General features: G+C 73.3%; 2 protein-coding genes (1 of these 2 cut by a window edge). Both read left to right on the forward strand.

Going from position 1 to position 15,486, the window contains the following annotated elements:
- Positions 1-158 precede the first annotated feature (158 nt).
- On the forward strand, positions 159-14,402 hold the full coding sequence (locus IE272_RS08665) for a non-ribosomal peptide synthetase (RefSeq protein ID WP_190006580.1): 14,244 nt from the start codon (positions 159-161) through the stop codon (positions 14,400-14,402).
- A protein-coding gene (locus IE272_RS08670; RefSeq protein WP_190006581.1) for a non-ribosomal peptide synthetase crosses the window boundary here: on the forward strand, positions 14,399-15,486 show its 5' portion. Its footprint extends 13,099 nt past the window's final position; the window shows 1,088 of its 14,187 coding nt (coding positions 1-1,088); its start codon is at positions 14,399-14,401; its stop codon lies beyond the right edge, outside the window. Before IE272_RS08665 ends, IE272_RS08670 begins: the two co-directional genes overlap by 4 nt.

A 15,486-nucleotide genomic window follows, 5' to 3' on the forward strand; every position in this document is an offset into this window, starting at 1 on the left:
CGAGGCTTCTAATAAGGACGTTCCCGCGCCCCGAGGTGCACGGTAGCGTCCAAGCGGTGAGGCGGGGTCAGCTCGCGCGCCCGGTCCGAGAAAGCCGATCCGGCGTATTCCCGCGGGGCTGCCTTCACCATTTTCTGATTCCAGGGGAGTGAATTGTCGTGCCAGAATCCGGTGAAGTCCGACTCCCTCTGACGCCGGCACAATCCGGTATTTGGTACGCGCAGCGGATCGATTCCTCGCACACCGTTTACAACATCGCCGAATACCTGGACATCCACGGCCCCGTGGACCCTTTTCTTTTCGAGAGCGCCCTGCGCAGGGTGGTCGGCGAGACCGACGCGCTGCGGGTGCGGTTCGTCGAGAACGGTGAGCTCCCCGAGCAGGTGGTCCTGCCCGCCGTCGACTTCACGGTCCCCGTGCACGACCTCACCGGAGAGCCCGATCCACTCGGCAGCGCCCGGGCGTTGATGGACGAGGACAACACGCTCCCGATCGACCTGTTCGGCGACCGGCTCTTCGCGTTCGCGCTGTTCCGCGTCGCCGAGGACCGCTGGCTCTGGTACCACCGGGTCCACCACATCCTGCTGGACGGCGCCGGTGTGGCCATGCTCGCGCCGAGGGTGTCGGAGGTCTACTCCGCGCTGACGGCCGGCTCCCCCGTGCCCGACAGCCCGTTCCGCCCGCTGCGGGAACTGGTGGCGGCCGAGCAGGACTACGCCGGGTCCGAGGCGTACGCCGCCGACCGCGCCTACTGGACCGAGCGGCTCGCCGGCGCGCAGGACGCCGTCAGCCTCTCCGGTGGCCGGCAGCACCTGCCCCGCAAGGTGATCCGACGCAGCGAGGTGCTCGACGCCGCCGAGGCCGAGGCGATCCGCGACATCGCGCGCGAGGTCGGCGTCGGCTGGCCCACCGTCGTGGTCGCCGCTCTCGCCCTGTACGTACAGCGCCTCACCGGAACCGACGAGGTCGTCATCGGCCTGCCGGCCGCCGCCCGGCCCGGTCGCACCCTGAGGGCCGTCCCCGGCAGCGTGTCGAACCTGCTGCCGCTGCGGCTGCGGGTCAGGCCCGAGCAGAGCGTCGGCGAACTGTTCGCCGCCGTCTCCGCCGAGATGCGCGAGGCCGTGCGCCACCAGCGGTACCGGCACGAGGACATCCGGCGCGACCTGCGGCTCGGCCGCGAGCAGCACCTCGTCGGACCCCACGTGAACCTGGTGCTGTTCGACTACGGGCTGCGGTTCGCCGGGCACAGCGCGACCGCGCACAACCTCCCCACCGGGCCGATCACCGACTTCGCCCTCGTGCTGGACACCCGCTCCACCGGCGGCGGCCTGCGCTTCGACTTCGACGCCAACGCGGCGCTGTACGACGAGTCCTCCATCGCCGCGCACCAGGGCCGCTTCCTCGACCTCCTCTCCCGGCTGAGCGCCTGCGACCCGCAGACCCCGGTGGGACGGCTGGACACCACCACGGCCGGTGAACGCGCCGCCGGGTCCGCCGTCCCCGTCGCGGCGGCGGACCCCGCCGCGACGCTGCCGGAGCTGTTCGAGCGGGTGGCCGCGGAGCATCCCGACCGCACCGCGGTGGTGCTGGACGGCGCCCGTCACACCTACCGGGAGATCAACGCCCGGGCGAACCGGCTGGCCCGGCTGCTGACGGCGCGCGGCGCGGGCCCCGAGCAGTTCGTCGCGCTGGCGATGCCGCGCTCCGTGGACATGGTGGTCGCGCTGCTGGCGACGCTCAAGGCGGGCGCCGCGTACCTGCCGCTGGACCCCGCCTACCCGGCGGACCGGCTCGCGTTCATGCTCGCCGACGCCGCCCCGGTCCTGCTGCTGACCGACAGCGCGAGCACCGTCGGCCTGCCGGACCCCGGCACCGCCGAGCCGCTGCTGCTGGACGACCCGGGCATCGTGGCGGAGTTGGCCCGTCGGGCCGACGGCGACCTCACCGGGGCGGAGCGGACCGCCGCGCTCGACCCCCGGCACGCCGCGTACATGATCTACACCTCGGGATCGACCGGCCGGCCCAAGGGCGTCGTCGTCCCGCACCGCAACGTGGTCCGCCTGTTCACCGCCACCGAGCCGTGGTTCGGGTTCGACGCCGACGACGTGTGGACGCTGTTCCACTCGTACGCCTTCGACTTCTCCGTGTGGGAGATCTGGGGTCCGCTGCTGCACGGCGGCAGCCTGGTCGTCGTCCCCCACGAGGTGAGCCGTTCGCCGGAGGAGTTCCTGCGGCTGCTGGCCCGCGAGCGGGTCACGGTGCTCAACCAGACGCCCTCCGCCTTCTACCAGCTCATGCGGGCCGACCGGGAGTCCTCCGACGCCGGCGCCCTCCCCGCGCTGCGCCGTGTCGTCTTCGGCGGCGAGGCGCTGGACCTGTGGCGGCTGGAGCCCTGGTACGACAGGCACCCGGCCGACGCCCCCGTCCTGGTCAACATGTACGGCATCACCGAGACCACGGTGCACGTCAGCCATGTGGCGCTGGACGCCACGTCGGTGGGCGCCGAACGCGGCAGCGTCATCGGCACCCCGATCCCCGACCTCGGCGTCCATCTGCTGGACGACGCCCTGCGCCCGGTGCCGTCCGGGGTGGCGGCGGAGATGTACGTCTCCGGCGAGGGGCTGGCCCGGGGGTACCACGGGCGCCCGGACCTCACCTCCCACCGGTTCGTCGCCGACCCGTTCGGCGCCCCCGGCAGCAGGATGTACCGCACCGGTGACGTGGCCCGCCGGACCGCCGAAGGTGAACTGGAGTTCGTCGGACGCGCCGACCACCAGGTCAAGATCCGCGGCTTCCGGATCGAACTGGGCGAGATCGAGGCCGTGATCGAGGGCCTGGCCGAGGTCGCGCAGGCCGCCGTCGTCGTACGCGAGGACCAGCCGGGCGACAAGCGGCTGGTCGCCTACGTCACCCCCGTCGGCGGCCGTGAGGGCGTCGACCTCGCGGCCCTGCGCGAGGCTGCGGCGGCCGCACTGCCCGACTACATGGTGCCCTCCGCGTTCGTGGCGCTGCCCGCGCTCCCGATCACCGCCAACGGCAAGCTGGACCGCAAGGCCCTGCCCCAGCCGGAGTTCGTGGCGGGCTCGGCCGGACGCGCCCCCCGCACACCGGCCGAAGAGGTCCTGTGCGGACTGTTCGCCGAGGCCCTCGGCGTGCCCGGCGTCACCATCGACGACAACTTCTTCGACGTGGGCGGCCACTCCCTGCTGGCCACCCGGCTGGTCGGCCGGATCCGTGCGGTCTTCGGCGTCGAGCTGGAGATCCGGGCGCTCTTCGAGGCGCCGACCGTGGCCGCCCTCGCGGAGCGTGTCAACGGCGCCGAGAACGCCCGGCCCGGACTCGCCCCGATGCCCCGCCCGGCGCAGATCCCCCTCTCGTACGCCCAGAACCGGCTGTGGTTCCTCGACCGGCTGGAAGGCCCCGGCTCGGCCTACAACATCCCGCTGGTGGTACGGCTGTCCGGGCCGCTGGACCATGCGGCGCTGCGCGCCGCGTTCGGCGACGTACTGGCCCGGCACGAGAGCCTGCGGACCGTCTTCCCCGACACGAAGGGCGTCCCGAGCCAGGTCGTCCTGGACCCGGAGGCGTTCACGATCGAGCTGCCCGTCGCCGCCATCAGCGACGAGGACCTGCCCGCCGCGCTGGCCAGCTGCGCCGCCGGAACGTTCGACCTCGCCACCGAACTCCCTCTGCACGCCGACCTGTTCGCGCTCCGCGAGAACGAGCACGTGCTGTCCGTCGTGGTCCACCACATCGTCGCCGACGGCTGGTCGCTCGGCGTGCTGGCCCGCGACCTCTCCACCGCGTACTCCGCCCGCAGCCGGGGCGCCGCCCCCGACTGGCAGCCGCCGGCCGTGCAGTACCCGGACTACACCCTGTGGCAGCGCGAGGCCCTGGGCGACGACCGCGACCCCCACAGCGCCATGGCACGTCAACTCGCCTTCTGGCGGACCGAGCTGGCCGGCCTGCCGGAGGAGACCGCGCTGCCCACCGACCGGCCCCGGCCGGCCGAGGCGGACTACCGGTCCGACGTGGTGGAGCTCAAGCTCCCCGCCGAGCTGCACCGCGGCCTGTCCGAGCTGGCCCGCCGGTCCGGCAGCACCCTCTTCATGGTGCTCCAGACGGGTCTCGCCTCGCTGCTGTCGACGCTCGGTGCCGACACCGACGTGGTGCTGGGCAGCCCGGTCGCGGGGCGCGGCGACGAGGCCCTGGATCCGCTGATCGGCTTCTTCGTCAACACGCTGGTGCTGCGCACCGACGTGTCCGGCGACCCGACGTTCCGGGAGCTGCTGGACCGGGTGCGCGAAGCGGACCTGTCGGCCTACGCCAACCAGGACGTGCCCTTCGAGCGGCTGGTCGAGGTGCTCAACCCGGAGCGCTCGCTCGCCCGCCACCCGCTGTGCCAGGTGCTGTTCTCCCTGCAGAAGAAGCTGGACCCGACCCTGGACTTCCCGGGCCTGAGGGCGGTCGCCGAACCCGGCGTGCGCACGATGGCCAAGTTCGACCTGTCCTTCGAGTTCAGCGAGTGCGCCGACGGGACCGGTGGCCCCGGCGGTATCGAAGCCGTGGTCGAGTTCCGCAAGGACCTCTTCGACCGCTCGACGGTGGAGATGCTCGCCGACCGCCTGTCGCGGTTCCTGCACACGGCCGTCGCCGACCCCGGACTGCCGGTGCGCGCGGTCGACGTGCTGTCGCCCGCGGAGCGGCGGAGGCTCCTGGAGACCTGGAACGACACCGACGCCGACCTGCCGGACGGCACCCTGGTCGACCTTCTGGAGCGGGCCGCGGCCACGAGCCCGGACGCGGTGGCGGTGTCCGACGGAACCCGGGCCCTGACCTACCGCGAACTGCACCGGTCGGCCGACCGGCTGGCGCACGAACTGATCGCCCGGGGCGCGGGCCCCGAACGCGTCGTCGCGCTGGGCATGCCGCGCTCCACGGAGCTGCTGGTCGCCCTGGTGGCGGTGCTCAAGTCCGGGGCCGCGTACCTGCCGATCGACCCGGGCTACCCCTCCGAGCGTGTCTCCCTGCTGCTGGGCGACGCCCGCCCGGTGCTGCTCGTGACCACCTCCGGAGTACCGGCGGGCTGGCCCGAGGAAGCGGTCGCCGGGGTGCCCGTGCTGGCACTCGACGACGCCGCGACGGCCGCGGCGGTCGCCTCCCGTCCGGCGACCACCCCGGCCGACGCCGACCGCACGGCGCCGCTCGGCCCGGACAACGCCGCCTACGTGATCTACACCTCCGGCTCGACCGGGACGCCGAAGGGCGTCGTGGTGCCGCACCGCAGCGCCGCCAACCTGGTCGGCTGGGCCGTACGGGAACTCGGCGCCCCCGCCCTGTCCCACACGCTCGCCTCCACCTCGCTCAACTTCGACGTGTCGGTCTTCGAGATCTTCGCGCCGCTCACCTGCGGCGGACGCATCGACGTCGTACGCGACCTGCTGGCGCTGACCGAACGGCCGGAGGGCTGGTCGGGCAAGCTGATCAGCGCTGTGCCGTCCGCCCTGGCCCAGCTGATCGGCGAGGACACCGTCCCCGCATCGGCCGACCTGGTGGTGCTCGCCGGTGAGGCGCTCACCGGGCGGGCGGTCGCGGACATCCGCGCCGCCCTGCCGCAGGCGCGCATCGCCAACTTCTACGGCCCGACCGAGGCCACGGTCTACGCCACCGCCTGGCACGCCGACGGCGGCTCCGCCGAGCCGCTGATCGGCCGCCCCGTCGCCAACACCCGGGTGTACGTGCTGGACGCCTGGCTGCGGCCGGTGCCCGCCGGTGTCGCGGGTGAGCTGTACCTCGCCGGTACGGGGCTCGCGCGCGGCTACCTGGACCGGCGGGGGCTGACCTCGGAGCGGTTCGTGGCCTGCCCCTTCGGCCCGGCCGGCTCACGGATGTACCGGACCGGCGACGTGGTGCGGTGGACGGCCGACGGGCAGCTCGACTACGTCGGACGCGCCGACGAACAGGTCAAGGTCCGCGGATTCCGCATCGAGACCGGCGAGATCGAGTCGGTCATCGCCCAGGACCCCTCGGTGGCGCAGACGGTGGTGATCGCCCGGGAGGACCGGCACCACCACAAGCAACTGGTCGCCTACGTCGTGCCCGTGAGCGGCACGGAGGCCGACATCGACGGCCTGCGCGAGCAGGTGGCGACCACCCTGCCCAGCTACATGATGCCCGCGGCCTTCGTGACGCTGCCCCGACTGCCGCTCAACCACAACGGCAAGCTCGACCGCGGCGCCCTGCCCGCGCCGGAGTTCGCCGGCGACCGCGCCGGCCGGCAGCCCCGCACCTCCACCGAGCAGGTCCTCTGCGGGCACTTCGCGGAGATCCTGCAGCTCTCCTCGGTCGGCATCGACGACAGCTTCTTCGACCTCGGCGGGCACTCGCTGATCGCGAGCCGGCTGATCAGCCGGATCCAGTCGGTGCAGGGCGTCGCCCTCACGGTGCGCGACCTCTTCGAGGCGCCGACCGTCGCCCTGCTGGCGAAGCGCGTCGAGCGGGCCGGCACCGCCCGGGCCCGGGTGGTCCCGGTGGAACGCCCGGCCGAGGTGCCGGTGTCGTTCACCCAGCAGCGGCTGTGGTTCCTGAACCGTATGGAGGGCCCGGGGCCGACCTACAACCTCGGCATCTGCCTGCGCCTCACCGGCCCCCTAGACCGTGCCGCCCTCCTCGGGGCGCTGCACGACGTGGCCGTCCGGCACGAGAGCCTGCGGACGGTCTTCCTCGACCGGGACGGTGTGCCGATCCAGTCGGTCGTGCCCGCGGACGAGGCCGTCCCCCCGCTGTCGGTGACCGAGGTGAGCGAGCCGGAGCTCGACGCGCGGCTCACCGCGGCCGCCCGCCGCGGTTTCGATCTGGCGGCGGAACTGCCGCTGCGGGGCGAGCTGTTCGTGCTCGACCCCACCGAGCACGTGCTCCTGGTCGTGGTGCACCACATCGTCGCCGACGGCTGGTCGCTGGCCTCGCTGACGACCGACTTCTCCACCGCCTACGCGGCCCGCGTGGCGGGCCGGGAGCCCGCCTGGACGCCGCTGCCGGTGCAGTACGCCGACTACGCGCTGTGGCAGCGCGAGGTGCTCGGCTCCATCGACGATGCCGACAGTGTGCTGGCGCGGCAGATCGCCCACTGGAAGTCGGCACTCGTGGGCCTGCCGGACCAGTTGGAGCTGCAGACGGACCGGCCCCGCCCGGCGGTCTCCAGCCACGGCGGCGGGTTCGTGCCGATCACGGTCGGCCCCCGGACGCACGCCCGGCTGCTGGACATCGCGCGCGGCTCCGGCGCCAGCCTCTTCATGGTGATGCAGGCCGCGCTCGCGACGCTGCTGAACCGCATGGGCGGCGGCGACGACGTCCCCATCGGCACCTCGGTCGCCGGACGCAACGACGAGTCGCTGGCCGACCTGGTCGGCTTCTTCGTCAACACGCTCGTCCTGCGCAACGACCTCACCGGCGACCCGACCTTCCGCGAACTCCTGGACCGGGTCCGCGAGTGGGACCTGTCGGCCTACGCCCACCAGGACGTGCCGTTCGAGCTGCTGGTGGAGAGGCTCAACCCGGAACGCTCGCTCTCCCGCCACCCGCTGTTCCAGGTGCTGCTCAACTTCGAGAACACGCCCGCGTCCGACCCCGACCTCCCCGGTCTGAGCACCCGCGCCTACCCGGTGGACACGGAGGTCGCCAAGTTCGACCTGTCGTTCTCGATGGGCGACCGCTACGACGACGAGGACGCGCCCGCGGGCATCACCGGCCTCCTCAGCTTCAGCACCGACCTGTACGACCGCGCCAGCGCGGAGGACATCTCCGCCCGGTTCGGCCGGCTGCTGGAGTCGATCGCCGCCGACCCCACGCGACGGGTCAGCGAGCTGGACCTCCTCGGTGAGACCGCCCGCCGCCGGATCCTCGCCCTCGGGGTCGGTGAGATACGCGACGAGGTCCCGCCGACGTTCGTCGAGCGGTTCGAGAGCCAGGCGGCGCGGACCCCCGACACGGTCGCCCTGGTCCACCGGGGCCAGGAGACGACCTACCGGGAGCTGAACGACCGGGCCAACCGGCTGGCGCACCAGCTGATTGCCCGCGGCGTCGGTGCGGAGCAGTGGGTCGCGGTGGCCCTGCCCCGCGCCCCCGAGCTGGTGATCGCCCTGATCGCCGTCCAGAAGTCGGGCGCCGCGTACGTTCCGGTCGACCCGGACTACCCGGCGGAGCGCATCGCCTACATCCTCGACGCGGCCTCCGCGACGCTGCTCGTCACCGACGGCACCATCGGCGCGAGCCTCACGGACACCCCGGACCTGCCGCAGCTGCGACTGGACGACCCGGGTACGGCCGAGACGGTCGCCGCCCGCCCGGCGACGAACCCGACGGACCGGGACCGGCTCTTCCCGGCCGACCCGCACCATGCCGTGTACGCCATCTACACCTCGGGATCGACGGGCCGGCCCAAGGGCGTCCTGACCGAGCAGCACTGTCTGAGCGACTACCTGCGGTGGAGCACGTCGGCCTATCCGAGCGCGGCGGGAACCGCCGTACTGCACAGCCCGATCTCCTTCGACCTGACGGTCACCGCGCTGTACACCACGCTCTCGCTCGGCGGCCGGCTGGTCCTCGCCACCCTCGACGACGGCGACCCGCTGACGGTGGAGTCCCTGCGCCGGTCCCCGACCACGTTCCTCAAGGCGACGCCGAGCCATCTGTCGCTGCTGGAGGCGCTGCCCGAGGAGTTCTCGCCCACGCGGGAGCTGATGCTCGGCGGCGAGCTGCTGCTCGGCGGGTCGCTGACCGAGTGGCGGGAGCGTCACCCCGGGGCGAACATCTACAACGGCTACGGACCCACCGAGACCACGGTCAACTGCACCCAGTACGTGATCGGGGCCGGCGAGCCGGTCGACAGCGGGCCGCTGCCGATCGGCGACCCGATGCCCAACACCTGGCTGTATGTGCTGGACGAGAAGCTGCAGCCGGTACCCGTGAGCGTGGCCGGCGAGCTGTACGTGGCGGGCGAGGGCATCGCCCGCGGCTATCTCCACCGGCAGGCGCTGACCTCCGAACGGTTCGTGCCCAACCCCTTCGGCCCGCCCGGAACCCGCATGTACCGCACCGGCGACATCGTCAAGTGGACGTCCGGCGGCGACCTGTGCTTCCTGCGGCGCGTGGACGACCAGGTCAAACTGCGCGGCTTCCGCGTCGAGGTCGGCGAGATCGAGAACGCCCTGCTGCGCCACCCGCACGTCGCCAAGGCCACCGTCCTGGTGCGCGAGGACACCCCCGGCGACCAGCGCCTGGTCGCCTACCTCGTGCCGGCCGCCGGCCCGCTCGACGCCGCCGAGGTCGCCCGTGAGGCCGCCGCCGGCCTGCCCGACTACATGGTGCCCTCGGCCTACGTCGTCCTCGACGACCTGCCGCTGAGCCCGAACGGCAAGGTCGACCGCCGTGCCCTGCCCGCACCCGAGCACACCGCCACCGGCACCGGCCGCGCCCCGCGCACCCCGCAGGAGGAGATCCTCTGCGGGCTCTTCGCCGACATCCTGGACGTGGCGCACGTCGGGCCGGACGACAGCTTCTTCGACCTGGGCGGCCACTCCCTCCTCGCCACCCGGCTGGTGAGCCGGGTCCGCTCGGTCTTCGGCACGGAGCTGCCGATCCGCGCCCTGTTCGAAAGCCCGACGGTCGCCGCTCTGGCCGCGGCGCTGCCGGGCGCGCCGCAGGCCCGCTCGGCGCCCGCCGCCGGACCGCGGCCGGCCCTGCTGCCCCTGTCGCACGGCCAGATGCGGCTGTGGTTCCTCAACCGCTTCGACACCGGCGGCGCCACCTACAACCTGCCCGTCGCGCTCGATCTGGACGGCCCGGTGAACAGCTCCGCGCTGCGCGCGGCGTTCGGCGACGTCGTCTCCCGCCACGAGGCGCTGCGCACGATCTTCCCCGACCGGGACGGCACGCCCTACCAGGCGGTGCTCGACGCCACGGTGGCGGCGCCCGAGTTCACCGAGCTCGACGTCGCCGCCGGGGAACTGGACGACGCCGTACGCCGGATCGCGGGCGAGGGCTTCGACCTGACCGTCGAACTGCCCGTACGCGCGGCCCTGCTGCGGGTCGACGGCCGCCCGGCGGCGCTCGTCGTCGTCATGCACCACATCGTGGTCGACGGCTGGTCCACCGGCCCCTTCGCCAGGGACCTCGCGGCGGCCTACGGCGCGCGGTGCGACGGCGCCGCCCCCGCCTGGGAGCCCCTGCCGGTGCAGTACCCGGACTACACGCTCTGGCAGCGTTCCGTGCTGGGCGGCGAGGACGACCCGGACAGCGTGGCCTCCACGCAACTGGCGTACTGGCGCGAGACGCTGGCCGGTCTGCCGGACGAGCTGAGCCTGCCGGTGGACCGGGCACGGCCCGCGATCCCGTCCCACGGCGGCGGCTGGGCCACCTTCCGGATGAGCCCCGCTCTGCACCGGGACCTGGCGGCGCTCGCCCGCCGCTGCCGGGCCAGCATGTTCATGGTCCTGCAGGCCGGCATGTCGGTGCTGCTGCACCGCCTCGGCGCGGGCACCGACATCCCGCTCGGCACCCCCGTCGCCGGCCGGACGGACGAGTCCCTCGACGACCTGGTGGGCTTCTTCGTCAACAACCTCGTGCTGCGCGGCGATCTGTCCGGCGATCCGACCTTCGCCGAACTCCTCGGCCGGGTACGCGACGCCGACCTCTCCGCCTACGCCCACCAGGACGTTCCGTTCGAGCGGGTCGTCGAGGTGCTGAACCCGGATCGCGCCATGGCCCGTCACCCGCTCTTCCAGGTGATGATCAGCCTGCACAACCACTCCGACGCCGACTTCGACCTGCCGGGCGTCACGGCCCGACGCCGTCAACTCGACCTCAACGTCGCGAAGTTCGACCTTAACTGGAATCTGCGGGAGAAGTTCGGCGACAACGACGAGCCCGCGGGCATCGAGGCCGTCGCCGAGTACAGCACCGACCTGTTCGACCACTCCACCGTGGTGCGGATGACCGAACAGTTCCTCCACCTCATGGAGCAGCTCACCGCCGACCCCGACCGGTCCGTCGGCGAGGCCGACGTCCTGACCCCCGCCGAGCGCACCACGCTGCTGCGTGAGTGGAACACCACCGGGGCCGACTTCGGCCCCCGGTCGCTGGTCGAGAGGATCGAAGCGGCGGCGGCCCGTCACCCCGGACGGGTCGCGGTGGTGGCCGACGCCGAGGAGACCGGCTACGCGGAGCTGAACGCGCGGGCGAACCGGCTGGCGCGCCACCTGACCGGCCTCGGCGCCGGCCCGGAGGTCCGGATCGCGGTGAGCCTGCCGCGCGGGCTCGACCTGGTGGTCGCCCTGCTGGCGGTCCTCAAGTCCGGCGCGGCCTACATCCCGCTGGACCCCGCCTACCCGGCGGAGCGGGTCCGCTACATCCTTGAGGACGGCTCACCCGGGCTGGTGCTGACGACGTCCGCGCTCACCGGCGACCTGCCCGTACCCGACGGCACACGCGTCCTCGCGGTGGACGACCCGGCGCTGCGGGAGCGGATCGCCGCCCTGCCGGGGAGCGACCCGACGCCCCCGGTCCGCGGCGACCACCCGGCCTACGTGATCTACACATCGGGTTCCACCGGCCGCCCCAAGGGCGTGGTGGTCACCCGGGCGAACATCGCCAACTTCGTGCTGGACATGCACGAGAGGCTTCCGGTGACCGAGGCCGACGTCCTCGTCGCGGTCACCACCGTCGCCTTCGACATCGCCGCCCTCGAACTGTTCGTCCCCCTGGTCGCCGGCGCACGCCTGGTGGTGGCCGCCACCGAGCAGGTCCGCGACATGGACCGGCTGGCCGGGCTGATCACGGACAACGGGGCGACCCTGGCCCAGGCCACGCCGACGCTGTGGCAGGCGCTGGCCTCCGTACGCCCCGAAGCGCTGTCCGGGCTGCGGGTGCTGGTCGGCGGCGAGGCGCTGCCCACGCAGCTCGCCGCGCGGCTGCGTGAACTGTCCGCCGGCGTACGCAACATGTACGGGCCGACCGAGACCACCGTGTGGTCCACCACCGCCGCGCTCGACGGGCGTCCCGGCGCCCCGGTGATCGGCCGCCCGATCGCCAACACCCAGGTCTACGTCCTCGACGCCCGCCTCGGGCCGGTGCCCGCCGGTGTTCCGGGTGATCTGTTCCTGGCCGGCGACGGAGTGGTCCGCGGCTACCTGGACCGCCCCGCGCTGAGCGCCGAACGGTTCGTCGCCGACCCGTTCGGCCCGGCCGGCTCGCGGATGTACCGCACCGGCGACGTGGCGCGCTGGAACGCCCTGGGCGACCTGGAGTTCGTCGGCCGTGCCGACGACCAGGTGAAGATCCGCGGGTTCCGCATCGAACTCGGCGAGATCGAGGCCGTGCTCGCCGCCCATCCGGCGCTGGTCCAGGTGACCGTGGTGGCCCGGACCGACGGTGACGACAACACCCGGCTGGTCGCCTACGCGGTCGCGCCCGCCGGACAGGAGGTCCCGGACGCCGCCGAACTGCGGGAGCACGCGGCCAAGGTCCTGCCGGACTACATGGTCCCTGCCGCGTTCGTCGCGCTCGACGCCCTCCCGCTCACCCCGAACGGCAAGGTCGACCGCAAGCTCCTCCCCGCCCCCGACTTCTCCGCCCTCGTCGGGAACGTGGCACCGCGCACCCCGCGCGAGGAGGTGCTGTGCGAACTGTTCGCCGAAGTCCTCGGACTGCCCTCGGTGGGCATCCACGACAGCTTCTTCGACCTCGGCGGCGACAGCATCGTCTCGATCCAGCTCGTCGGCCGCGCCCGCGGCAGAGGGCTCCAGCTCAAGCCGGAGGACGTGTTCGTCCACCGGACCGTCGAAGGTCTCGCCACGGCGGCGACCGACGTCCCCGACGTGCTCGTCGAGTCGTCCGGCGCACGGCTCGGCGGGCTTCCCCTGCCGCCGTCGGTGCACGAGCTGCGGGAGCGCGGCGGTGTGTTCACCGGACACCACCGGTCACTGCTGCTGGAGACGCCCCCGGGCCTCGACCTCGACCGCCTCCACACCCTCGCGGGCATGCTCGCGGCGCGTCACGACGCCCTGCGGCTGAGACTCGGACGTCACGACGACGGTGGCCGCTGGAGCCTGGAGGTGCGGCCCCCCGGCACGGTGGACGCCGCGCGCACGGTCACCCGCATACCCGTGGCCGGGCTCCGTCCCGAGGCGCTCGACGCCGCGGTACGCGACCACGGGGCGCGGGCCGCCCGCGGGCTCGACCCGGAGACGGGCGACATCGCCCGGTTCGTCTGGTTCGACGCCACGGAGCCCGCGGACACCGGGGACGCCGGACCGGGACTCCTGCTGGTGCTGGTGCACGGTCTCGCCGCCGACGCGGAGTCCCTGCACCTGCTCCGCGCCGACCTCGCCACCTGCTGGGAGGCCCTGGCCTCCGGCGGGCAGCCGGCCCCGTACCCGGACGGCACGTCCTACCGCCGCTGGGCGCAGCAACTGCTGGCCGCCGCCCAGGACCCGGAGCGCGAGCGGGAACTGGACCGTTGGACGGCGGTCCTCACCGCCCCGGACAGCCGGGTCACCGAACCGGCTCCGAAGCCCGGGGTCGGCGTGACCGACGCTCCGGGCACCCTGACCCGCACGCTGCCGGCGCGGGCGACCGAACCGCTGCTCCACCGGGCGCCCGAAGCGTTCAACTGTGACGTGGACGACCTGCTGCTCACCGCGTTCTCCCTGGCCTTCGCGCACTGGCGGCGGCGCAGACTGCGGGACCACCTCAGTGGCACGAGCGTCCTCGTGGACCTGGAGCGCGACGGACGGCAGACGTTCGCCGACGGCCAGGACCTGACCCGGGCCCTGGGGCTCTTCGCCGGGGCGCACCCGGTGCGCCTGGACCCCGGCAACGTCGACCGGGCCGAGCTGGCCTCGGGCGGCCAGGCCGTCGGCAACGCCGTCAAGGCGGTGAAGGAGCAACTGCGTTCGGTGCCGGACCACGGCGTCGGCTACGGCATGCTGCGCCATCTCAACCCGCGCACCGCCCCGGTGCTGGCCGCACTGCCCGCACCGGCCGTCGGCTTCGGCCGCCTCGGCCGGACGGACACCGAGGACGGCGCCGGCTGGCCGCTCCGCGCACGGCAGGCCGAGCCGGCCGCCGGGCTGCGCGAGGGCCACGCACTGGAGGTGACCTCCTCGGTCACCGCCGGGGCGGAGGGGCCGAGCCTGGCCGTGACCTGTGTGTGGCGCGGCGAGCTGACCGACGGGACCGGAGTGGGCGAACTGGTCGATGACTGGTTCCGCGCGCTGGAAGCCCTCGTAACCCGCTCGCAGGCCGTGGACGCCGGTGGGCACACCCCGTCCGACCTTTCCCTGGTCGGTCTCGATCAGGACGAAATCGACGTGCTGGAAGCTGACGGAAGGTACTTCTCCTCATGACGAAGCCGGGATTCCAGGACGTCCTGCCGCTCTCGCCGCTGCAGGAAGGCTTGCTCTTCCACAGCGTCTACAGCGAGCGTTCGCTCGACATCTACACGGCCAGGATCTGCCTCGACCTGGAGGGCGATCTCGACGTCGCGGCGATGCGCGCGTCGGTCGCCTCCCTGCTGGAGCGGCACCCGAACCTGCGGGCCGCCTTCCGCTACGAGCGGCTCAGCCGCCCGGTGCAGCTCATCCCCCGGGACGTCGCCCTGCCCTGGCAGGAGTTCGACCTGCGGGACCTTCCCGAGGAGCAGCGGGCGGAGCGGCTGGAGGAGCACACCGCCGCCGAGTCGGAGCGCACGTTCGACCTGACCAGGCCGCCGCTGCTGCACTTCACGCTGATCCACCACGGCGAGGGACGCCACCGGCTGATCCTGGCGCACCACCACATCCTGCTCGACGGCTGGTCCGTGGGCCGCCTGATGACGGACCTGTTCACGCTGTACGCCGCCGGCGGCGACGCGTCCGGGCTGCCGCCGGTGACGCCCTACCGCGACTACCTCGCCTGGCTGGCGCGGCAGGACCGCCCCGCGGCGGAGGAGGCGTGGCGCACGGTGCTGGCCGGCGTCGAGGAGCCGACCCGGCTGGTGTCCGAAGGGCCGGAGGCCGCCGTGGCGCCGGACCGCCTGCTGGTGGAGGTGCCTGCCGGGCTGAGCCGTGCCCTGACCGAGACGGCCCGCAAGCACGACCTGACCCTGAACACGGTCTTCCAGGGCGCCTGGGCCGTCGTCCTCGGCCGCCTCACCGGCCGCGACGACGTGGTGTTCGGCGGCACCGTCTCCGGGCGGCCGGCGGACATCCCCGGCGTGGAGAACGTCATCGGCCTGTTCATCAACACCCTGCCGGTGCGGGTGCGGCTGGACCCGGCGGAGCCGGTGGGCGAGATGCTCGCCCGCTTCCAGCGCCAGCAGGCCGGGCTGATGGCCCACCAGCACCTGAACCTGCCCGACATCCACGCCCTGGCCGGGGCGCCGGGCGAGCTCTTCGACACCATCACCGTCACCGAGAACTACCCCTTCGACGAGAAGGGCTTCCGCGAGCT

Source organism: Streptomyces anulatus, assembly GCF_014650675.1.
Lineage (GTDB): Bacteria > Actinomycetota > Actinomycetes > Streptomycetales > Streptomycetaceae > Streptomyces > Streptomyces anulatus.